At 68.1% G+C, this 19,814-nt stretch carries 22 protein-coding genes and 5 pseudogenes; 22 read left to right on the forward strand and 5 right to left on the reverse strand.

Annotated features, from left to right (window positions below):
• The first annotated feature begins 281 nt into the window (after positions 1-281).
• The 3 genes from N4G47_RS09470 to N4G47_RS09480 all read left to right on the forward strand — a co-directional run bounded on the left by N4G47_RS09470 (position 282) and on the right by N4G47_RS09480 (position 3,354).
• Positions 282-1,511: a hypothetical protein gene (locus tag N4G47_RS09470; RefSeq protein WP_475286701.1), complete on the forward strand. Its 1,230-nt coding sequence runs from the start codon at positions 282-284 to the stop codon at positions 1,509-1,511.
• A 297-nt stretch (positions 1,512-1,808) separates the two neighbouring features.
• Entirely contained in the window at positions 1,809-2,549 is a 741-nt protein-coding gene (locus N4G47_RS09475) for a DNA/RNA non-specific endonuclease (protein ID WP_475286703.1), read from the forward strand.
• Between the two features lie 109 nt (positions 2,550-2,658).
• Complete coding sequence (locus N4G47_RS09480; RefSeq protein WP_475286705.1) at positions 2,659-3,354, forward strand: HAD family hydrolase; 696 nt, start codon at positions 2,659-2,661, stop codon at positions 3,352-3,354.
• Between the two features lie 7 nt (positions 3,355-3,361).
• Here N4G47_RS09480 and N4G47_RS09485 read toward each other — a convergent pair.
• The 4 genes and pseudogenes from N4G47_RS09485 to N4G47_RS09500 form a co-directional block, all read right to left on the reverse strand.
• Positions 3,362-3,591 (reverse strand): annotated as a pseudogene (locus tag N4G47_RS09485) (hypothetical protein).
• Positions 3,588-4,013, reverse strand: coding sequence for a VOC family protein (locus N4G47_RS09490; RefSeq protein WP_475286707.1), 426 nt, complete (start codon positions 4,011-4,013; stop codon positions 3,588-3,590). The pseudogene N4G47_RS09485 and the gene N4G47_RS09490 overlap by 4 nt, the downstream one beginning before the upstream one ends.
• Positions 4,014-4,023: 10 nt before the next feature.
• A pseudogene (locus tag N4G47_RS09495) lies at positions 4,024-4,484 on the reverse strand (helix-turn-helix domain-containing protein).
• A complete protein-coding gene (locus N4G47_RS09500) occupies positions 4,481-5,407 on the reverse strand; it encodes a LysR substrate-binding domain-containing protein (RefSeq protein WP_475286709.1) in 927 nt (308 codons plus the stop codon). The pseudogene N4G47_RS09495 and the gene N4G47_RS09500 overlap by 4 nt, the downstream one beginning before the upstream one ends.
• A gap of 898 nt (positions 5,408-6,305) precedes the next feature.
• Between N4G47_RS09500 and N4G47_RS09505 the strand changes: the two genes are divergently transcribed.
• The 4 genes from N4G47_RS09505 to N4G47_RS09520 all read left to right on the forward strand — a co-directional run bounded on the left by N4G47_RS09505 (position 6,306) and on the right by N4G47_RS09520 (position 8,320).
• Positions 6,306-6,536, forward strand: coding sequence for a hypothetical protein (locus tag N4G47_RS09505; protein ID WP_475286711.1), 231 nt, complete (start codon positions 6,306-6,308; stop codon positions 6,534-6,536).
• Positions 6,533-7,414 carry a TolB family protein gene (locus N4G47_RS09510; protein ID WP_475286713.1) on the forward strand — a complete coding sequence of 294 codons (882 nt, stop codon included), beginning with the start codon at positions 6,533-6,535 and terminating at the stop codon, positions 7,412-7,414. Before N4G47_RS09505 ends, N4G47_RS09510 begins: the two co-directional genes overlap by 4 nt.
• A 62-nt stretch (positions 7,415-7,476) precedes the next feature.
• On the forward strand, positions 7,477-8,019 hold the full coding sequence (locus N4G47_RS09515) for a GFA family protein (protein WP_475286715.1): 543 nt from the start codon (positions 7,477-7,479) through the stop codon (positions 8,017-8,019).
• On the forward strand, positions 8,012-8,320 hold the full coding sequence (locus N4G47_RS09520) for a DUF6958 family protein (RefSeq protein WP_475286717.1): 309 nt from the start codon (positions 8,012-8,014) through the stop codon (positions 8,318-8,320). Before N4G47_RS09515 ends, N4G47_RS09520 begins: the two co-directional genes overlap by 8 nt.
• On the opposite strand, the gene N4G47_RS09525 is transcribed toward N4G47_RS09520, so the two are convergent.
• A complete protein-coding gene (locus tag N4G47_RS09525; RefSeq protein ID WP_475286719.1) occupies positions 8,321-9,676 on the reverse strand; it encodes a sigma-54 interaction domain-containing protein in 1,356 nt (451 codons plus the stop codon).
• A gap of 395 nt (positions 9,677-10,071) precedes the next feature.
• Between N4G47_RS09525 and N4G47_RS09530 the strand changes: the two are divergent.
• The 15 genes and pseudogenes from N4G47_RS09530 to N4G47_RS09600 all read left to right on the forward strand — a co-directional run bounded on the left by N4G47_RS09530 (position 10,072) and on the right by N4G47_RS09600 (position 19,778).
• Positions 10,072-10,601 (forward strand): annotated as a pseudogene (locus N4G47_RS09530) (hypothetical protein).
• A 23-nt stretch (positions 10,602-10,624) separates the two neighbouring features.
• A pseudogene (locus tag N4G47_RS09535) lies at positions 10,625-11,214 on the forward strand (hypothetical protein).
• A gap of 43 nt (positions 11,215-11,257) precedes the next feature.
• Positions 11,258-12,574 carry an adhesin gene (locus N4G47_RS09540; protein ID WP_475286721.1) on the forward strand — a complete coding sequence of 439 codons (1,317 nt, stop codon included), beginning with the start codon at positions 11,258-11,260 and terminating at the stop codon, positions 12,572-12,574.
• A 97-nt stretch (positions 12,575-12,671) separates the two neighbouring features.
• A complete protein-coding gene (locus N4G47_RS09545; protein WP_249843938.1) occupies positions 12,672-13,373 on the forward strand; it encodes a C39 family peptidase in 702 nt (233 codons plus the stop codon).
• 13 nt (positions 13,374-13,386) lie between these two features.
• Positions 13,387-14,134 (forward strand): annotated as a pseudogene (locus tag N4G47_RS09550) (hypothetical protein).
• Between the two features lie 47 nt (positions 14,135-14,181).
• Positions 14,182-15,486: a transporter gene (locus tag N4G47_RS09555; RefSeq protein WP_107230624.1), complete on the forward strand. Its 1,305-nt coding sequence runs from the start codon at positions 14,182-14,184 to the stop codon at positions 15,484-15,486.
• Positions 15,487-15,724: 238 nt separating this feature from the next.
• Positions 15,725-16,015, forward strand: coding sequence for a RebB family R body protein (locus N4G47_RS09560; protein WP_005416648.1), 291 nt, complete (start codon positions 15,725-15,727; stop codon positions 16,013-16,015).
• A gap of 43 nt (positions 16,016-16,058) precedes the next feature.
• Positions 16,059-16,328, forward strand: a complete 270-nt coding sequence (locus tag N4G47_RS09565) for a RebB family R body protein (RefSeq protein WP_005416649.1) — start codon at positions 16,059-16,061, stop codon at positions 16,326-16,328.
• Positions 16,329-16,354: 26 nt separating this feature from the next.
• On the forward strand, positions 16,355-16,621 hold the full coding sequence (locus N4G47_RS09570; RefSeq protein WP_107230625.1) for a RebB family R body protein: 267 nt from the start codon (positions 16,355-16,357) through the stop codon (positions 16,619-16,621).
• A 60-nt stretch (positions 16,622-16,681) separates the two neighbouring features.
• A complete protein-coding gene (locus N4G47_RS09575; RefSeq protein WP_005416651.1) occupies positions 16,682-16,954 on the forward strand; it encodes a RebB family R body protein in 273 nt (90 codons plus the stop codon).
• A 70-nt stretch (positions 16,955-17,024) separates the two neighbouring features.
• On the forward strand, positions 17,025-17,261 hold the full coding sequence (locus N4G47_RS09580) for a RebB family R body protein (protein WP_475286724.1): 237 nt from the start codon (positions 17,025-17,027) through the stop codon (positions 17,259-17,261).
• Complete coding sequence (locus N4G47_RS09585) at positions 17,258-17,836, forward strand: RebB family R body protein (protein WP_475286727.1); 579 nt, start codon at positions 17,258-17,260, stop codon at positions 17,834-17,836. The genes N4G47_RS09580 and N4G47_RS09585 overlap by 4 nt, the downstream gene beginning before the upstream one ends.
• Before the next feature lie 48 nt (positions 17,837-17,884).
• On the forward strand, positions 17,885-18,232 hold the full coding sequence (locus N4G47_RS09590; protein ID WP_107230628.1) for a hypothetical protein: 348 nt from the start codon (positions 17,885-17,887) through the stop codon (positions 18,230-18,232).
• Positions 18,233-18,252: 20 nt separating this feature from the next.
• The gene (locus N4G47_RS09595; RefSeq protein ID WP_475286729.1) at positions 18,253-19,332 is read left to right on the forward strand and encodes a hypothetical protein; all 1,080 of its coding nucleotides are present in this window, start codon (positions 18,253-18,255) and stop codon (positions 19,330-19,332) included.
• Between the two features lie 209 nt (positions 19,333-19,541).
• Positions 19,542-19,778 carry a hypothetical protein gene (locus tag N4G47_RS09600; RefSeq protein WP_475286731.1) on the forward strand — a complete coding sequence of 79 codons (237 nt, stop codon included), beginning with the start codon at positions 19,542-19,544 and terminating at the stop codon, positions 19,776-19,778.
• Positions 19,779-19,814 lie beyond the last annotated feature (36 nt).

The following is a 19,814-nucleotide window of genomic DNA, read 5'->3' on the forward strand; positions in this document are numbered from 1 at the left end:
CGTCGTCCCCAACGCTGCACACCTCGCTGCGTCCCCGGCAGCGACCCCGACACTACCCTAAAATTTGACGTGTCGCACAGTTTTTGCGGCACGGCGGCTCGGCGCCTCGCTGTACGCCCGGGTATGGAAGGCACCATCGCCCCGCCAACGATGATCGGCCGCAACCGCTACCATGCGCGCACGCCACACACCGATGCAGGGATGCCATGGAGTTGCGACGTTACGCACTGATGTGCCTGTTGCCCTGCCTAATTGGGCGGGCGGGCGCGGTTGAAACACCGATGACCGATGCTGCGGCGCATGCTGTTTTCAGGGAAGCCGATGCGCTGTGCCGCGCTGACGACGGCGCGCTGTGGGGCGCATCGCTGTGTGGACCGATGATGCTGGTCGATGCCGCCAGCCGTGAACTGACGGCATCGCAGCAGGACGCGCAGGGCGCCCTGAGCGCGCGTGGCGCGATCTTCGTCGGCCTACTGCCCGCCGATGCACTGGTGGCCAACACCGCCATCGACTGGTCCGGCACACGCTGGACACAGCTGCTGTGGCCACTGCCACAGGATGACGCGCGGCGCCGCACGTTGCTGGCGCACGAGATGTTCCATCGCCTGCAGCCGGCACTGCCCATCGCCACGCCGGCCGAAGGCGGCAATGATCATCTCGACACCCTCGATGGGCGCCATCTGCTGCAACTGGAATGGCGGGCACTGGCCGCTGCACTGTCGGCCAACGACGGCGACGCCCGACGCGTCGCGGTGAGCGACGCCCTCGCCTTCCGGGCCGAGCGCCATCGTCGTTTCCCTGCTGCCGCGAAGGAGGAAGCGGCGCTGGAATTGAACGAGGGCCTGGCCGAATACACCGGCGTGCGGGTCGGCAATCCGACACCGGCCGCACGTATCGAGGCCGCGCTGCACGATCTTCGCGCACACGTCGACGACCGCAGCTTCGTCCGATCCTTCGCCTATGCCACCGGCCCGGCCTACGGCCTGCTGCTGGACCAGGCCGCACCGCGCTGGCGCAGCGCGCTCGGCCAGCACGCCCGCGATCTCGGCACGCTGCTTGCGCAGGCGTCGCACATCGAACCGGCCCTGGACGAACCGGCGATGCGCGCGGCGGCCAACCGCTACGACGGTGCAACGCTTCACCGCGCCGAAACGCTGCGCGCGCAACATCGGCAGGCACAGATTGAACGCAACCACGCGCGTTTCGTGACCGGGCCGGTGCTGCGGCTGGATCTGCGCCGCATGCGCATCCAGTTCGACCCCAACAGCGTGCAGCCGTTGCCGGGCAGCGGCGCGGTGTATCCGACGCTGCGCCTGACCGATGACTGGGGCACGCTGCAGGTGACCGACGGTGCGCTGATGCAGAGCGACTGGAAAGCCGTGTTCGTGCAGGCCCCGGCAGCAGACGGGCCGCTCTTGCAGGGCGACGGTTGGTCGCTGCAGCTCGCGCCGGGCTGGTCGGTGGTGGCCGGCGCACGCGCTGGCGACTACGTACTGAAGGCGCAGCCCTGATCTGTTCGGCAGGCACGGCCTGGCCTTAGCACGCACGCATTTCACCCACCCATCGCCTGATCTGACACGTTGCCAGTGCTTGCGCACTGTCACAGCTTCGCCTTTTCCTCGTTGACCGAAAGCCGACAGCTTGTGACGCTTGTGACACCGCACGGCCGGTCTGGCCGCTTCGCCGCGGTCACGCTCCACCGCAATCGGCAGCACCCGCATTCCGCATCCGCAGTGTCTCCCCATGACCTCGCCACGGCCAGGTCGAGGCGGACGGCTGCGCCCTGAATCTTCTGCTGGAGAACCGCAATGCGCTTTGCAAGCTTCGTCTTCGCGTTGGTCCTCAGTGCCTTCGCCGGCGCCGCCCAGGCCCAGGTCGTCACCCTCAACAAGGGCGGCTTCGTGCTGACCTACGATTGCAGCATCCACAGCGCCACTCGTTACGAATACACGCTCACCGCTGACACCGGTTCGGCGGCGCGGCCGTCCAGCTTCTACAAGGACCCGGACCTGCCGGCCGGTTGCCTGGGCCAGAACAGCACCGCCTCCTACGCCAGCATCCGCTCCGGCTACGACCGCGGCCATCTGGTGACCTCCAACCACATGGACTACAACGCGACCTACATCCGTCGCGCCAACTACATGACCAACATCGTTCCGCAGGAATCCAGCTTCAACCAGGGCATCTGGGTGAAGGCCGAGAACGTGGCCGAGTGCTACCGCGACATCGCGCCGGTGGACGTCTACGGTGGCGTGGTCTACGGCGATGCCGCCAACGACTACTTCCTGGCCAGTCATGGCATTCCGACCCCGGAGTTCTTCTGGAAGACGATCATCACCCGCGACCCGAACACCGGTACCGCCAAGGCGATCAGCTGGATCATCCCCAATGAAGCCAACCTGGGCAGCCTGGACAGCTACCTGGTGACCATCGCCGATCTGGAGGAGCTGCTGGGTGCCAGCTACGTGGCCATCAACGCACCGGCCTCGCTGAAGAACATGCTGCCGGCCACCACCTGGCCGCAGCCGGCCGGCTGCGACCTGGGCTGAACGGCGCAAGGGCGGCATCCGGGCATGCGGCACTGAGCGCATGCCCGGCTTCGAACGCTGTGGGACAATGGCCGGTCATTGCAGCGCAGCCTTGTTCCAGGAGCTTCAGATGTCCACCTACCCCTTCGATGCCGTGCTGTTCGACTGTGACGGCGTGCTGGTCGATTCCGAGCCGCTGGTGGCCCGCGTGCTCTCGGAGATGCTGACCGAGCGCGGCTGGCCGTTGACCCCGGCCCAGGCCGGCGAAGTCTTCCTCGGCCAGTCGGTGGCCCACCTGGCCGGGCTGATCGAAGAACGCACCGGCAAGCCGTTCACCGAGGCATGGCTGGAGGAATTCCGCCTGCAGCGCAACGTTGCGCTGGAGCGTGACCTTCAGCCGATCCAGGGCGCGCCGGCGGCGGTGCGTGCGATCGCCGCGGCAACCGGTGGGCGTATTGCCTGCGCGTCCGGCGCCGATCTGCACAAGGTGCAGCTGCAGCTGGGCAAGGTCGGCATCCTCGATGCCTTCGGCGGCCACGTCTACAGCGGCCAGGACCAGCCGAACACCAAGCCGCACCCGGACGTCTACCTGGCGGCTGCGGCCGCGTTGGGCGTGGACCCGAAGCGCTGCGCGGTCATCGAAGACACCGTGACCGGCGCGACCGCCGGCATTGCGGCCGGTGCCACCGTGTTTGGCTTCAGCGAAGGCGGCCCGCACCACAGCACGCCAGAGGCACTGCGTGCGGCCGGTGCCCAGGTGATCTTCCAGCGCATGGAGGATCTTCCGGCACTGCTGGCGGCCTACGCCGCCAACGCTGCAGCCTGAGCCTGCATCACCCCGCAGCACCGGGCGCGGTGCTGCGGCGTCTGCCTGCGTAATGCAACGCGAACAGGTACAGGCCGGTGAACAATTGCAGGAACAACGGCGGCAACGGCGAATAGGTGATCCACGCCGCCGGCTCCCCTGTCCCAGGCCACGGGCAATGAAATTGGCGATCACCGCCACGGTGAACACGATCGAGGTCCAGCGATGCACCGGTCGCGCCCAGCTGCCGCGGCTCATTGCCGCCGCCTCACTTCGGAACGGGCTTCAATCATCTTCCAGCCGTTGCCGGAGGGGTCACGGAATCCGGCATCGATCGCACCGAAACGCTCGATCGGTTCCTGGGTGAACTCCACGCCCTGCGCCTGCCATTGCGCATGGCGCGCCCGGCAATCCTCCACGGCCAGCACCAGCGGCGGCATCGCGCCCTTGGCCACCAGCTGCTGCAGGGCCTGTGCCGTCGCCGCATCGTGGGTCGGCGGTCCGGGCACGAACAGGCCCAGCTGGAATCCGTCCTGGCCGGGACTGCGCACAGTCAGCCAGCGATAGCTGCCGTTGCGGACATCGGTATGGACTTCGAAGCCCAGTTTGCCAACGTAGAAATCGAGCGCTTCATCCTGGTCGCGTACATACAGGCCGACCGTGTTCACAGTGTTCGTCATGGGACCTCCCTCAGGTGGGGTCCACGTTAGCAACCGCCTGGCGGCGACGCTTCTCCAAAACTGCGATGTTCAGGTCCGGCGCTGCGCGGCGCGGGCGTGGCATTCGGGAACGTGATCGGCGCCCGCATGGCCGGACCGCTCGCGCAGGCGCACATTGCCCGGGCTGTCGCCGGTGATGTCACGGAAGATCCGGCCGAAGGTACCGAGGCTGGCCCAGCCGGTCTGCACCGCGATCTCGGTAACTGGAAGATCGGTGTCGCGCAGCAGCGCCACCGCCCGCTCGATGCGGCGGCTGAGCAGGTAGCGATGCGGCGGCAGGCCGAAGGCCTGTTTGAAGGCCCGCGCGAAATGCGCCGTCGATACCGCACTGACCTCGGCCAGGCGCGAGACCGGCCAGTCTTCGTGGCTGGCATGGTCCATGCGGTCCTTGGCACGCAGCAGGCGGCGCAGCAGTTCAGGGCTCTGGCTCATGGCATCACCGCACGGGCCAGGTGCTGGCGTGCAGTACGCCGGGCCTGATCGGCCTGCTCGCCAAGCCAGTCACGGAATGCGCAGACCTTCCCGCTGCGACTGCGTGCAGACGGGGCCACGAACCAGAAGCTGCGCCCGTCGCTGGCCACGCCCGGATGTGCCTGCAGCAGGCGTCCACTGTCGAGCTCGGCCTGGAACAGGATCGGCGACCCGATGGCGATGCCCTGTCCTGCAATCGCAGCACCGATATCCAGATGCTCGGCGGCAAACGGGCTGACCACGCTCTCCGGCGCTGGCGCGGGAACATGCCCGTGCGCGGCAAACCACAGGGCCCACCAGTCCGGCCGCCCGAGCAGCGGAACATCCAATACCCGACGTCCAAGATCCGCAGCCGCAGGCAGCAGGGAAGGCGCGCACAACGGAGTGAAAATGCTGGGAAACAGCAGCGTGGCCTGCAGCCCGGGCCACTGGCCATGCCCGTTGCGGATGGCCGCATCGAAACGCCCGGCGGCCAGGTCCTGCGGCTCGGCCGACAGGTCCAGCTCCAGCACGATCTGCCGATGGCGCGCGCGGAAGCTGCCCAGCCGCGGCGTCAACCAGCTGGTACCGAGTGTCGGCAGCGCGGAGAGGCGCAGATGCGACGCATCCATGCCCGCCGCACGCATGAAGCCGGCACGAAGCGCATCGAAGGCCCGTGTGGCCTCCTGCGCGGCGCTGGCACCGGCTGCGGTCAGTTCCACATGCTGCGCATGTCGCAGGAACAGGCAGGTGCCGGTCTGCGCCTCCAGCCGCCGTACGTGGTAGCTCACCGACGCCGCGCTGGTGTCCAGTTCCTCGGCGGCACGGGCAAAACTGCCCAGCCGCGCCGCCGCCTCGAAGGCGCGGATGGCGACAAGCGACGGCAGCTGGCGTTGGTTCACCATAAGTGTGGCTTAGCCTGAGCCCCGATACCTGTGTGGTCAATCCCCCTGCCACCGCAAGCATGGGGCATCTTCGGCGCAGGATCACGCACATGGATCGACGGCAGTTCCTGGCCTCCCTGGCCATCGCAGCAGCCACCCGTGCGCTGCCCTCCGGCGCCGCACCCGCAGGCCCCGGCGAGGATTGGCGCTGGCTGCAGGGCAACTGGCAGGTACGCCACCAGCGGCTGAAGGAGCGCCTGGTGGGCGATACGCGCTGGGAGTCCTTCGCTGGCAGCAGTGCGGTCTGGCTGACCCTGGGCCGACGGGGAACCATCGATGACAATGTGATGGCTCTGCCTTCAGGCGCCTATCGCGGCCTCGGCGTGCGCGCCTTTGATCCGGTGTCATCCACCTGGTCGATCTGGTGGATCGATGGACGCAACCCTGGGCGCATCGAGCCGCCCGTGCGGGGGCGCTTCAACGCAAACGGCGGCACCTTCAATGGCACCGATCGGCTCGACGGACGGCCCATTGACGTGCGGTTCCGCTGGCACGACATCCATGGCAAGGAACCGTGGTGGGAGCAGGCCTTCTCCGCCGATGGAGGCATGCACTGGGAGATCAACTGGCGCAACTGGTTCCGCCGTACCGCTGCGGCACCGGATCCCCTTCCGACGCTGCCGGATGCCCCGGCTGATTTCGACTTCCTGGTGGGCCACTGGAACGTCCACCATCGCCGTCTGCGTGCCCGTCTGGTGGGCAGCGATGCCTGGGAGCATTTCAACGGAACCCTGCACAACTGGCCGGTGCTGGGCGGGTACGGCAACGTGGGCGACAACCTGATGGACGTGCCTGCTGCGCCAGTGCGCGGAATGGGCATCCGCGCCTGGAACGCGCGCAGGCGGCACTGGCTGAGCTGGTGGCTGGATGGTCGCGCACCCACCCGGATCGGCGCCCCCTGCGAGGCGCCTTCGAGCGCGGTGTCGGAAGGTTCTTCGGTGAAGAGCAGCACAACGGTCACGCGGTGCAGACACGCGTGGTCTGGTCGCGCATCACCCCACGTTCGGCGCGCTGGGAGCAGGCCGCCTCCGTCGATGGCGGACGCAGTTGGGAAACCAACTGGGTCAGCGATTTCGAGCGACAGGCATGAAGGCGCTGCTGGCTACGGTGCTGCTGGCATCGACAGTGCTCGTGCCCTCACTCTCCCGGATGCTGAAGTTCCTCGATCCGGTCGAACGCTTCGCGCCCGGGGTCGCATCCACGCGCTACGACGAGGTGCGGTTGACGTTGAGCCCCGACGGCAACACCGCGCTGTGGTTCAGCCGCAACCGCCCCGGCGGTCCCGGCGGCCATGACATCTGGATCTCGCGGCGTGATGGAGCACGCTGGCGACCGGCGACGCCGGCGCCGTTCAACACGCCTGGACGTGATTTCGATCCCGCATTCTCTGCGGACGGGCGCGTGGTGTATTTCTGCTCGGACCGCGCAGGCGGCCAGGGCGGTGACGATCTGTACCGGGTCAGCATGGATGGCGACGGCCGCTTCGGCCACCCCGAGAATCTGGGGCCCGCAGTGAACAGCGCGGCAGACGAGTTCGCGCCGATGCTCTCGCCGAACGGTCGTACGCTGTTGTTCTCCAGCGATCGCGCGGGCGGCGCCGGTGGACATGATCTCTACAGCGCCGGCATGCAGAACGGGGAGGCTGCGCCTGCGCGGCGGCTGCCAGGAGACATCAACACCGCCGCGCAGGAGTTCGATGCTACCTTCCTCGACGATGGCCACACGGTGGTGTTCGCGCGCGCCCTGGACTTCGGCAAGGCACCGGTCCGCCAGTTCATCGCCTCCGCATACGGCGGCCGCTACGGCGCGGGCGACCCCTTGCCCTCGCCGGTGAACGAGCCCACAGGCGACAGCTACGGTGCCATGCTGGATGGTTCGCACCCCAGCACGCTGACCTACTCAGCACGACGTCCCGGTGGCGAAGGGCTGGACCTGTACCGGGTCCGCTACCGCATGGAGCCGCCTTGAAGGCGGCGGTTGTCGATTTCCGGCATGGCGGTTCGTCGAGAAGGTGAACACCCCAGGAGAAGATGCAGATGCCGTCTCAACAGTTGCTGGCCTGCGCCTGCGGCCAGGTGCGCCTGACCGTCACGGGCAGCCCCATCGCCACCGTCGAATGCTGCTGCGACAGCTGCCGCAGGGCGGGTGTGCAGCTGCAGTCGCGGCCCGGCGCCCCCGAGGTGCTGGGGCCGCATGGCCAGACGCTTTTCGTCATGCATCGCAAGGATCGCGTCAGCATTGACGCAGGGCACTCCCTGCTGAGCGCGCTCCGGCTATCGACCCAGGGCGGCAGTCGTCGCGTGCTGGCACGCTGTTGCAACACACCGCTGTTCCTGGAGTTCAGCGGTGGCCACTGGCTGAGCCTGTACGGACTGCTTTGGCCCGCATCGGCAAGACCGGCCGTGGAAATGCGCACGATGGTCGGTGACCTTCCCGATCCCTCGGCCCTTCCCAACGATGTGCCGAACCTGAAGACCCGCTCCCTGTGCTTCTACGCCCGCCTGATGAAAGCATGGATCGCCATGGGCCTGCGCAGTCCGCGCATCGAAATCGCCGGAGACCCTCATGGCTGAGTCCGGGCGGATCGAGATCGAGAGCATCACCACGCCCGGCCACACCCAGCGCGTGGATCGCGCCAAGTACATAGCCATGCGCAGTGCCTTGCTAGACGCGCTGCCAAAGCAACCGCCGGGGATGACGGTGGCGCAGGCCAAGCAGGCGCTGCTGCCGGGGCTGCCCGCATCGCTGTTCCCGGCCGGTGCAACGGCCGGATGGTGGTTGAAGGCCGTGCAGCTGGACCTGGAAGCCAAGGGCGTGATCGAACGTGTCCCGGGCAAGCCGCTTCGGCTGTTCAAGCACATGGCCGCGGACTGATCAGCGCTGCGCAGGCAGCTCCAGCCGGTGCTTGCGGCACAGGCGGTACACCGTCACCCGTGAAATCTGCATCTGCCGGGCGCATTCGGACACGTTGTAACCGGTCTGGCGCAGGGTCTGCAGCAGCACATCACGCTCGGCCTGGCCGCGCGCATCGTGCAGCATCGCACCGGGCAGCGCCTGCACCGGTGCGCCCAGCTCCAGATCACGCTCGTTGATCAGCTCGCCCTCGGCCATGATCGCCGCCCGCTGTACCCGGTTCAGCAGCTCACGGACATTGCCGGGCCAGTCGAAGCGGCGCATCGCCTGGATCGCCGCCGGCGAGAAGCCACGCGCGCGTACGGCATGGCGCAGGCGGAAGCAACGCAGGAAGTGCTCGGCCAGCAGCTGTACATCGGCGCCACGCTCGCGCAGGGGCGGCATCAGCAAGCGCAGCACGTTGAGGCGGTAGTAGAGGTCACTGCGGAAGCGGCCATGGGCCACCGCGTGTTCCAGTTCCACGTGGGTCGCGGCCAGCACCCGCACATCGGCGCGCAACGGCTGGCTGCTGCCGACCCGCTCGAAGGTGCCTTCCTGCAGCACGCGCAGCAGGCTGGTCTGCGCCTCTGCCGGAAGATCGCCCACTTCGTCGAGGAACACCGTACCGCCCTGCGCGGATTCAAAGACACCGATCTGGCGCTTGTCGGCGCCGGTGAACGAGCCGCGCTCGTGCCCGAACAGCTCCGACTGCACCAGATTGGCCGGAATCGCCCCGCAGTTGACCGCAATGAACGGCTTGCCCGCACGCCCGGACAGCGCGTGCAGCGCGTGTGCGGCCAGTTCCTTGCCGGTACCGGTCTCACCGGTCACCAGCACCGGCAGCTCCACCGGAGCGAACTTGTGCAGTACCGTGCGCACCGCATGCAGCGCAGGGCTCTCGCCGATCAGTGCGCGCGGCCCCTGGCCGCTGCACGCCGCATCAGCGGGCAACGGGTCCGCATCGAACTGCTGGCGCATCGCGCTGACCAGATCCTGCAAGCCGAATGGCAGCGTGAAGCGTGCCAGGCAGTGCTGCAGCAACGGCAGCCACGTTGCCGGCATGGCACCTGCGCTGGGCGGCAGAACCGCCAACCATGGCAGATGCTGGTGCTGCTCGATCCACGGCATCAGCAGCTGCAACGCGGCTGCATCCAGATGGCGGAGGTCCAGCACGGCCAGCAGCCGGTCACGCCCGCGCAGCCCAATGGCCATGCCTGGATCAGGATGGATGCTGCGCACGTACCAGCCTGCGGCCGCCAGCGCACTGCGCTCAATCGCCAGCGGTTCACCAAACCAGAGTACGCAACGCGATGTAGAAGCCTCCGGGACCGCCGCCATGCTTCCCCCAGCAACCGGACACCGTCGGCGGACTGTCGGGCAATCACCGGCGTGCCGCCCCCGCCGGGACCTCTAACGGCCACCACGGCGGCCTTTGTTGGGCGGATCCTAGCGCTGCGCTAAACGGCTGCGCAATGAGCGCCGCGTCAAGATGTCGCCGGCTGAAGCGGCACCGTTGCAGTCGGCGGCCGCACCTGTAACAGGAATGCGACAGGCCGCTGCCCGCCTTGCCCTGCGGCACTTGGGGCTGCGCAATCCCAACACTTTTCCCACACCGTTGTAACACCCCGGCGCCACCCCGGGCGCGCACGCCCCGGCCATCTGTTGGCGGGCGGGCCTCCTGAAGTTGGCACGGTTGATGCGTCCCTCCGCCGCACCCACCGCGGGAGATCGGCATGGACGGCACTACCCTCATTCGCAGCCTGGCAGCCGCACTGGCGCTGGCCTCGTTGTCGGCTGCCCCCAGCGTCGGCGCCTCCGGTGCCCGCCAGGGGTGAAGGCGCAGCCGGGCGAAATTGTCCTGCTGCGCGACGTAGCGGCGCGGCCGGCCTACCGGATGGCCCCGCCGGGCATGGCCCTGATCGCCGACCCGAAGCCCCAGCGCGAAATCGCCACCTCACTGGGCACCGGTGCCGCGGGCGGCGGGATGGACGAACTGAGCGAGGAAGACTACGCCGGCATGGGCGCCGGCCGCAGCGCCGGGCCCGCAGCGCCACACGGCACCACCGTCGAGCGGGTGACCCAGCAGGCCCTGGGCGGCACGCTCGGCCGCAGCAGCGAGGGCATGCTCGGCAGCAGCCTCGGGGGCGCCATGAGCGGTCCACTGGGCGCGGTCGGCAACAGCACACGTGGCATCGGCGATACCGTTCGCGGTGCGCTTGCGCAGTTCCCGCTGCAGGGCCCGGCCCCGGCAGGTGGCAAGTGAAACGCCACTGCTGGCCTCTGCTGATGGTGGCCCTGGCGCCGCTGCAGGCACACGCTGATGACTACACCGGCATGCTGGCCTACCTCGACGTGACCCGCATCGACGGCCGCGCCCTGGCCGGCGCCAGCGGTGCGATCGCGGTGAACCAGGCCGCCGGCGATCTCAACCTGCAGGGCAATCTGCGCGGCATCGCCAGCGGCGAGCGCGCCGACGTGGCCATCAACGCGCAGCAGGTGCACGCCGGCAACCGCGTGCTGTCGGCGCCACTGCATGCACGCGCCGACATCGGCGGCGATGCACTGGCGGGCGCCAGCGGCATCGCATCGATCAACCAGGCCAGCGGCATCGCCAACACGACGCTCAACGTCGTCAGCGCGACGCTGGCCCGACAGGGCATACGCGAAACCGACGACACGGCCTTGGCCGCCGAAGGTTCCGCGTTGGCAGAGGGCGGGACGACGCCGGTCGCGGCGTTGCGACGGGCACCCGCAGCGCCGGTGTAGCCAGCACCGCGCTGCGGGGATTCGACGGAGTCCTGCAACTCAATCAGGTCGCGGGCAGCGGCAACGATACGGCCAACGTACTGGGCCTGGTCGTGCAGGACCGCCCGTGACAACCACCCAAGCGATGCACCATCCGATGAGAGAGAGGGCACCATGAAAGCGACCGTCAAACAGACCATGCTCGCCATGGCGATTGCCACTGCCTCGACCGCCGCTGCGGCCAATGGCTGGGACAACCAGAACGCCAACGCGAACATCAACCACAACCACACCGTCAGCGAGACCCGCAACGACACCCACAACCACACCGACAACGACGTGCGCAACCGCACCGTCAATGTCAACGTACAGAAGCACAGCAACATCCAGGCCGACGAACGCAAGGAAAAGAACAACCACGGCGTCGACGTGAACCTGGAAAAGGACCTGCGCCTGAGTACCGACGTCAATTTCTCCGGTGACCCGAGCATCAGTGGCGACATCGACCTGGACTCGGCCGCGATCGCGGTGATCGACAACCGGCAGTCGATCAGCAACAACGCCACCAGCAACAGCCTGGTCACCAACAGTGCGTCGATCGGTGACAGCGTTGGTGCCGGTGCCTCGGGCAACCTCGGCTTCAATGTTGTCTCTGGCGACAACAATGCGCAGGACAACGCGGCCTCGCTGTCGGCGGCCGACGCCTCCTTCAGCTTCGGCATGGCCGACGCCGAAGTGTTCGTCAACCAGGCCGGCTTCGGCAACGCCACCATGAACTCCGGTGTGACCAACGCCGCGGCGCTGGGTGGCAATGCCTTTGGTGGCGCGTCGGGCAACATCGGGGTGAACATCGCCTCGGGCAACAACAACGAGCAGAAGAACGCACTGGCCGCATCGGTGGCCACCACCGCCGTTGCCCAGTCCAGCATCAGTTCCAACCAGGTCTCCACCGGCAACACGGTCAGCAATGCCGGCTTCGTGCAGTCCTACACCGATACGGTGCAGGTCGGCATGCACGGTGGCGTCAGTGGCCTGACCCTGGCCTACGGCGCCGGCACCTACCGTGGCACCGGCAACGCCTACCAGATGGCCAACTACTACCTGGATACGTGGAGTGGCGATCTGCCGCACCCGGGTGGCAACAGCACCGGCCATATCGATCTGGACAGCGAGATCCAGAACGCCACGATGAACCCCAACCGGCCGGGGGTGGGCGGCCTGGGCTTCGATACGCGTGAAAGCGGCACCAGCCAGTTCGTCGAACTGGGGGTGGCCGACCTGTACGCCAGCCTCAGCGGCACGGTCAGCACCACGCGCTGGGTGAACGTCAATGCGACCAACACCTCGGCGCTGTCGGGCAGTGCGTTCTCCGGCGCCTCCGGCAACATCGGCGTGAACGTTGCCGCCGGCACCGGCAACCTGCAGGCCAACAGCCTCGCCCTGGCGGTCGCCCAGCCCAGTACGGGCGGCGGTGGTGGCAACGGCGAGTAAGCGCAACACCCCGGCCGTCCGCCAATGGCCGGGTCCCCGGGAGCCCCTGTTCCTCCTCCCCTTGGAACAGGGGCTCCCCCTGCTGACGGAGAACGACATGTTCGGTTGTCGCGCGTGGTTGCTGCTGATGACCCTGTTGCTGCTGGGCACGGGCCCGGCGTGGGCGGGCGATGTGCGCTTCAGTGGCGTGCTGCCCAACGGCGCACTGTTGCAGCAGAAGGTGGAGAGCATGCAGGAGCGGCGCTACCGCAACGTGGTGCGCCAGCACACCGACTACAGCTGCGGTGCGGCGGCGCTGGCCACCATCCTGCGCCACGCCTACCACCTGCAGACCGATGAGGCGACGGTGATCGAAGGGATGATGGGGGTATCGGATCCTGCGCTGGTGGCCGAGCGTGGCTTCTCGTTGCTGGACATCAAGCGCTACGTGGAGTCGCTGGGCATGCGCGGGCGTGGCTATCGCATCGACGAGGCGCGGCTGCGCACACTGCGCGTTCCCGGCCTGGTGCTGATGGATGTGCGCGGCTTCCGCCACTTCGTGGTGCTCAAGCAGGTGCGCGACGGCTACGTGGAGGTGGCCGACCCGATTCTCGGCAATCGCAGCCTGGCCCTGCCCGACTTTCTGGCGGCCTGGCCATCACGCGCCGTGTTCGTGGTGATCGGCAGTGATTTCGACCGCAACACCGTCCTGCTGCAACCCAGCGAACGGCCCAGTGCACGCGCGCTCTACGCGCGACAGGGGCCGATCACCGATGCGGAACTGGTCGACTTCGGCTTCAGCCACGCCGACCTGTTCTGAAGGAGGCATGCACATGTTTCGTCAATGTTGCTGGATGGCCCTGCTGCTGGCGACGCCTGCCCTGCCGATCCGGGCAGCGGAAGCCGCCCCGGCCGTGGCCTGACCGAGATTCCAGACCCGGAACTGAACCTGATGCGGGGGCGCTACACCGTGGGCGGCAACACGGTGGCCTGGTTCGGGGTGACCATGGTGTCGCAGTGGCAGGCCGGCAATGGCGCCGCACTGCAAGGCGCACTGACGCTGGGCATGGATTTCCGCGGCGGCGGCGCCCCCGGCTGAGCTTCCAGCCCAGCGTGCAGGTCACCGCGGCCGATGCGCCGCTGCCGGACACCTCCGGCCGCAGCATCGACAGCAGCGGGCTGGCCAATGCCAGCGGACTGGTGCAGAGCGTACAGGTGGCCGGCGATGGCAACGTGGCGCGCAACGCGACCACGCTGACCGTGCGCGATGGCGCCGTGCCTGCCGGCTTCACCGACGGCGCGCATTCGGCCAGCGCACAGCAGGCCGGCATCAATGCCACTGCGGCATTGGATGGCAACCAGGCGCGCCTGCTGTTGCAGGTGGATGGACAGGGCCTGGTGCAGCAGTGGATACGCAACGGCAGTGTCGGCCAGGGCATTGCCCTGGTGGGCGATGGCCAGAGCGCCAGCAACCAGCTGCGGCTGGAGCTGGTACGCGATACCGCGGGTGGCAACCTGCCGTTGAGCCAGAACGTGGCCCAAGCGATTGCACTGAACCGCGGCATGGGGCCGGGCCAGTAACAGCGGCCCGGCATTGGGGGAAGCGAGTCACAACGCAGGGCACGAACATGCACACCCTACTGAGGATCACCCCGCTGGCGCTGGCGGCGCTGGCAGGCACCGCGCTTGCCGCGCCGCCCACACCCGGCGCTGGCGCCGACGATGGCGCCGACGTGCAGGCACTGGCCAACCAGCTGGAGCAGCTGAAGAGCAACTATGCCCAGGAAGTGCGACGGCTGCGCGAGCTGGACATGCAGGTACAGGCGATGCAGGCCCGCCTGGCGGGCCGGGCCGGTCCGGACGCCGCCGCTCCTGCGGCGCCGCTGGCACAGGCTGCGGCCGCCGCCGTTCCTCCCAGCAGTGAAGGCTATGCCAGCACTGCCGCCGAGGCACAGCAGGCCAAGCAGGAATCGCGACGCAGCGTGGATGATGTGAAGCAGCAGCAATCGGCGCTGTTCTCGCGTCGCTTCACTCTCGAAAACAGCCTTACCTACGCGCGCTACGATCGCAAGCAGCTCACCCTCAACGGCTTCCTGGCGCTGGATGCGATCTTCCTGGGCAACATCGCCATCGAGAACGTGGAATCCGATTCGCTCACCTACAACCTGGCGGCGCGCTGGGGCGTCAGCCCGAACCTGACGTTGAACCTGGACGTGCCGTACCTGGCGCGGCGCACCGTCTACCAGAAAGGCGGCGCCGGTGGCGCGGCGGCGGCGATCGCGCAGGAAGAGACCAACGGCAATGGCCTGGGTGACATCGGCCTGAGTGCGAACTACCGGTTGTTCGGGGAGCGTGGCTGGCGCCCGGAAACCGTGCTCACCGCCGGGGTGACCGCCCCCACCGGGCGCGCACCGTATGGCCTGGACTGGAAAGTGATCGAACGCGACGACGATGACTACATCCGCTTCGCGGTGCCACGCGAGCAACCCACCGGCAACGGCGTCTGGCAGGCCAACCTGGGCCTGTCGATGGTGAAGACCGCCGATCCGGCCATCCTGTTCGCCAATGTGGGTTACGTGCACTCGTTCGCGCGCAGTTTCGACGATATCGACAGCAACCCCGATACGGTCAATCCCGGTGAAGTGAAGCTGGGCGGATCGGTGTACTTCGGCGCGGGCGTGGCCTTCGCCTTCAACGAGCGCACCAGCCTCAGCCTGTCCTTCAGCGACCGCATCAGCGCCCGCGCCTCGACCCGCTTCGAGGGCGGCCAATGGGTGAAGGTGATCGGCAGCGACGCCAACGCCGCGTCGCTGAACCTGGGCGTGACCTATGCGCTGAACCAGCACACCACCCTGGTGACCCTGCTGGGCATCGGCCTGACGCCGGATGCCCCCGACTTCACCCTGGCGTTCAAGATCCCGTACATGCTCTAGCAGCCCCTGCGCTGCACCGGCAGGGGCGCACGGCCCCCTGCCCCGCGGCATCGACGGTGCCGATCAGCAGATCCACCGCATCCCGGCCGCGCCTTCACGGGGATCGCCCCGCATTCTTCGTCGATTCCGCCAATCCGGCGGCGTCGTCATTTCCTACGCTGGGCCCACGGTGAAGCACAGGCAGTTCCCCCAAGGCACCGTGACTACCCCGCACTTCCACTTTCCGCAGGAGCAGCACATGGCATTTCCAACCGCGGTAAACGACCAGATCACCGACTCGGTCACCCAGGCCAACACCAAGGTGCTGGGCGATGCGCCCGCCGTGGCAGTGGGCAATCTCTACCAGGCCACCGCACAGGCGCTGGCCAACGCCGCCCACAACGCCACCAACGCGCAGCAGCAGTCCTACGTGACCGCGCAGTCGGCGACCACCATGGGCGTGGCCACGCTGTACTCGATCGATACCGCCACCACCGCCGTGGCCAGCAAGGAAATCCTCAGCACCCGCGTGCGCGGGCTGGGTTCCTGATCCGTCGTTCCGCCGCTGACCCGCCAACCCAAAGGAGCAAGACATGGCATTCCCGACCGCTGTCAACGACCAGATCACCGATTCGGTCACCCAGGCCAACACCAAGGTGCTGGGTGACGCCCCCGCCGTGGCGATGGGCAATCTCTACCAGGCCACCGCGCAGGCGCTGGCCAATGCCGCCCACAACGCGACCAACGCGCAGCAGCAGTCCTATGTGACCGCGCAGGCGGCCACCACCATGGGCGTGGCCACGCTGTACTCGATCGACACGGCCACCACCGGCGTGGCCACCAAGCAGATCCTCGGCGCGTAACGCGCCGGCAGGCAAGGAGCTGATCCATGGCGTTTCCCACGGCCGTCAACGACCAGGTCACCGATTCGGTCACCCAGGCCAACCTGCAGGTGCTGGGCGTGGCACCGGCCACGGCGATGGGCACCTTGTACCAGGCCACCGCCCAGGCGCTGGCCAATGCCGCCCACAACGCGACGCTGGCCCAGCAGCAGATGTATGTCACCGCCCAGGCGGCCACCACGATGGGCGTGGCCCTGCTCTATGCCGTCGATACCGGCGCCACCGGCGCCGCAACCCGGAAGATCCTCGGCTGATCCAGCTGAATGTCGTCGATCTCCGTCCCTGTAGTGCAGTCCATCCAAGGAGCTTTCACCATGGCATTTCCCACCGCCGTCAACAGCCAGATCACCGACTCGGTCTCGCAGGTCAACACCAAGGTTCTCGGTGATGCGCCGGCGATCGCAATGGGCAACCTGTTCGTGGCCACCAGCCAGGCGCTGTCCAACGCCGCCCACAACGCCACCAACAACCAGCAGCAGTCCTACGTGACCATGCAGGCGTCGACCACCCAGGGGGTGTCCACGCTGTATGCGATCGACACCGCCTCCAATGGCGTGGCCACCCGCGAAATCCTGGGCCTGCGCTGACGTGTTGGCCCGGCGTGACGTCGCCCACCGCGCCCCCGCCCCGGGTGGCGTCACGCCGGGCCCCTGATTGATGGCCGCCCCGCCCGCCATCGGCTACCTGCTGGATGCCACCAGCAGTGGGTCCGCGCTGGCGATCGGCGTTGCCCCGTCGTTTGCGATGTCCGCCACCTACCTGGCGATGGCCGACAGCATCGGCCTGGCGATGCAGAACGCGGTGGCAAACCAACAACGTGGCCAGGTAACCGCCGGCGCGAGCCTGGCCCAGGTCCTGGCCCTGATCATCCAGAAGGGAGCCGTTCCATCATGAGCAGTGACAACACGGTCAACAGCCAGATCGTCGACAGCGTCAGCGCCGCCGCAACCTTGCTGGTCGGCCAGGCGCCGGCGCAGGCCTTCGGCATGCTGGACATGGTGATGCTGGAGACCCTGGGCACGGCCATGCACAACGCGGTCGCGCGCCAGCAGGGCGCCGGCATGGTCAGCTCGGCGGCGGTGACCGCCGCCTGCGCGAAGATGATCAACGCGCCGTGGCCGGTACCGCCGCCGCCGCCCGCACCGGCACCGCCACCGAACGTGATCCCGCTGCCCGGCCCCGTGCCGGCCCCACCCTCGCCGACGGCGGTGATCGCCGCGGCCACCGCAGAAGGAAAGACCGCCATCAGCGTCCTGCAGGCACAGACCCACGGTGCCACCGCCGACGCTGCGGCCGCCACCGCCAGCCTGCACACGCTTGAACAGCTTGCAGGTGAAGGCGCGGCGCCCGCGCCCGGTCCTGCGCCCGACTCCACGCCCGGTCCGGATCCGGCAGCGGGTCCCGCCCAGGACCCCGCGCCCGACTCCCCTTCCACCCCGGCGAGCGACGGCACTGATCCCGCCGCGTGACGCCGCGCCGGATGCGTCCGGCCGCCCACCGCCCCTCAAGGAGCCTGTATGGACCCGAGCAACGTCAACGCCCAGGTCATCGATGTGATCAACCAGGTGCAGACGGCCACCATGGCCAGCACCGTGGTCAAGACCAGCGGTGCCGGCAAGGCCTACCAGTCGGTCGCGCAGTCGGCGGCGATCGCCGTCCAGGATGCCGCCGATGCGCTTCGCAACGTCTCCACCATCGCCACCACCGCCGCCGGTGTGGCCATGGCCCAGTACCTGGCGACGGGAGACGAAAAGTATGCGAGGGTACTGACCCAGGCGCAGACCATGATGCAAGGGGCTACCGACGACTTCACACGGGTCGGCAGTGCGGCTGCGACCGTCCTCAAGGATTTTCCGGCCGCATAGGGCCGCAAGGAGAGCCACGCATGAGCGTTTTCATTGACGGTCGTTCCATTCCTCACCTCGGCCAGCTCGGTCCACGCACCCGGCGCGTGCTGCACTTCATCGACGGCGGCCACTACTGGCTGCAATGGGCGATCGATTCCCACGAACACCGCTACATGTTCGCCGACGAAGGCGCGATGCTGGACGGCGTACAGCAGGGCCTGCATGGTTCGCGCATGACGTGGTTGCCGCAGGCTGGCCTGCAGGTCAGCCCCATCAAGCTGCTCAGCCTGGGAAACGACGAACTGGATGTGCTGCGCCAGCTTGAGATGGGCCCGTCCAGCAGCCCGCTCGTCAACGAGACTCACGCGGTGCTGACCCGACACGGTCTGCTGAGCAACACCCAGCTGGAAGCCTTCCGCCCGTTCCTCGTGGCCGTCGGCGCTGGCGATGCGCCGCTGCTGCGCCAGCTCGATTTCCGTGAGTCGCTGGCGTTGTACCAGCTGGCCGCCGAGCAGGGCAGCACGGGCCAGGCGACCGAGGCCCAGGCCGAGGCAGCGCGGTTCGCCCTGCTGCATGCGCGCAGGCCGATCGAATTTGCCGACTACTATCGCTTCTACCAGCGCGTGCACCCGACCGGCAGCAGCAGCGAACTGCGCATGGAACGCGCTACGCATGCGCTGCAGACGCTGTTGCCGATGCTGTTCGGTTACCTGGATGGGCCGCAGCTGCCCAGCCTGCCGTCGCCGGACCAGGTGCGCGCGGCGATTGCCGAGACCCTGGCCGCGAACCGCCAGATCGGCTACGCGCGCATCTCGCTGGCGGCGCAACAGGTCGCCCTGTTCCTCAACGATGGTTCGGGTCTGCCGCCGGACGGTGAACGCCTGCGCGAGGCCACGCGGCGACAGCTGCGCAGCGCGCAGGTCTTCCTCAACGAACATCCGGTTGCCCGTGGCCAGCTTGGCCAGGATGGCGCAAGCCTGCTGTTCGCGATCGATGGTTCCAAGGAACAGGCGCGCGTGCAGGTGGAGGACAACGTCATCACCCTGCAGGACTATCGGCGTATCCGCCATTTCATCCACGATGAAGCCGAGCAGGGCTTCGAGGCGGGCGCAGTGTGAGCCCGGACCGGCCTGCCGCGCCCGAAGACGGCGTTCCGGCCGCCACCGCCGCTCTGGCCAGCGCCGCCGGAGTGGCCGTGGCCGCTGGCCGGCTTGCGGCGCGGCAACAGGCGCAACAGATCCTGGCCGATGCCCAGGCGGCATTGCGCCACATCCTGGGCGGCCACCGCGACGGCGCCCCATCCCCAGCCCCAGAAGGAGTTCCTGCGATGACCTTCCCGACCCCGCTGCCCTCACCGCCCACCCCGGACAACCCGGGTGGCAAGACACCGATGCAGATCGCGCAGGAGATGGCCGACGCGGCCATGGCCGCCAGCGAGGCCGGCATCCGCGCGGCGATGGCGGTCTCACAGCAGGCGGTCGAGGCCGCCAGCGAAGCGGCGCGGCGTGCCGACGAGGCGGCCGAAGAAGCGGTCCGCCGGGCAACCGAAGCGAACGCCAGGTAGCGCCCGCTGCGGCGGTGACTCGGCCCGGCCAGGCTT

The organism is Stenotrophomonas sp. GSD10, from assembly GCF_056172695.1.

Bases quoted from the DNA above. Each gene is read 5' to 3' on its own strand.
- N4G47_RS09470 (WP_475286701.1), top strand. From the start codon at position 282: ATGACCGATGCTGCGGCGCATGCTGTTTTCAGGGAAGCCGATGCGCTG.
- N4G47_RS09490 (WP_475286707.1), bottom strand. From the start codon at position 4,013: ATGACGAACACTGTGAACACGGTCGGCCTGTATGTACGCGACCAGGAT.
- N4G47_RS09480 (WP_475286705.1), top strand. From the start codon at position 2,659: ATGTCCACCTACCCCTTCGATGCCGTGCTGTTCGACTGTGACGGCGTG.
- N4G47_RS09560 (WP_005416648.1), top strand. From the start codon at position 15,725: ATGGCATTTCCAACCGCGGTAAACGACCAGATCACCGACTCGGTCACC.
- N4G47_RS09510 (WP_475286713.1), top strand. From the start codon at position 6,533: ATGAAGGCGCTGCTGGCTACGGTGCTGCTGGCATCGACAGTGCTCGTG.
- N4G47_RS09575 (WP_005416651.1), top strand. From the start codon at position 16,682: ATGGCATTTCCCACCGCCGTCAACAGCCAGATCACCGACTCGGTCTCG.
- N4G47_RS09555 (WP_107230624.1), top strand. From the start codon at position 14,182: ATGCACACCCTACTGAGGATCACCCCGCTGGCGCTGGCGGCGCTGGCA.
- N4G47_RS09565 (WP_005416649.1), top strand. From the start codon at position 16,059: ATGGCATTCCCGACCGCTGTCAACGACCAGATCACCGATTCGGTCACC.
- N4G47_RS09520 (WP_475286717.1), top strand. From the start codon at position 8,012: ATGGCTGAGTCCGGGCGGATCGAGATCGAGAGCATCACCACGCCCGGC.
- N4G47_RS09515 (WP_475286715.1), top strand. From the start codon at position 7,477: ATGCAGATGCCGTCTCAACAGTTGCTGGCCTGCGCCTGCGGCCAGGTG.
- N4G47_RS09545 (WP_249843938.1), top strand. From the start codon at position 12,672: ATGTTCGGTTGTCGCGCGTGGTTGCTGCTGATGACCCTGTTGCTGCTG.
- N4G47_RS09540 (WP_475286721.1), top strand. From the start codon at position 11,258: ATGAAAGCGACCGTCAAACAGACCATGCTCGCCATGGCGATTGCCACT.
- N4G47_RS09585 (WP_475286727.1), top strand. From the start codon at position 17,258: ATGAGCAGTGACAACACGGTCAACAGCCAGATCGTCGACAGCGTCAGC.
- N4G47_RS09500 (WP_475286709.1), bottom strand. From the start codon at position 5,407: ATGGTGAACCAACGCCAGCTGCCGTCGCTTGTCGCCATCCGCGCCTTC.
- N4G47_RS09600 (WP_475286731.1), top strand. From the start codon at position 19,542: ATGACCTTCCCGACCCCGCTGCCCTCACCGCCCACCCCGGACAACCCG.
- N4G47_RS09525 (WP_475286719.1), bottom strand. From the start codon at position 9,676: ATGGCGGCGGTCCCGGAGGCTTCTACATCGCGTTGCGTACTCTGGTTT.
- N4G47_RS09580 (WP_475286724.1), top strand. From the start codon at position 17,025: ATGGCCGCCCCGCCCGCCATCGGCTACCTGCTGGATGCCACCAGCAGT.
- N4G47_RS09595 (WP_475286729.1), top strand. From the start codon at position 18,253: ATGAGCGTTTTCATTGACGGTCGTTCCATTCCTCACCTCGGCCAGCTC.
- N4G47_RS09590 (WP_107230628.1), top strand. From the start codon at position 17,885: ATGGACCCGAGCAACGTCAACGCCCAGGTCATCGATGTGATCAACCAG.
- N4G47_RS09570 (WP_107230625.1), top strand. From the start codon at position 16,355: ATGGCGTTTCCCACGGCCGTCAACGACCAGGTCACCGATTCGGTCACC.
- N4G47_RS09475 (WP_475286703.1), top strand. From the start codon at position 1,809: ATGCGCTTTGCAAGCTTCGTCTTCGCGTTGGTCCTCAGTGCCTTCGCC.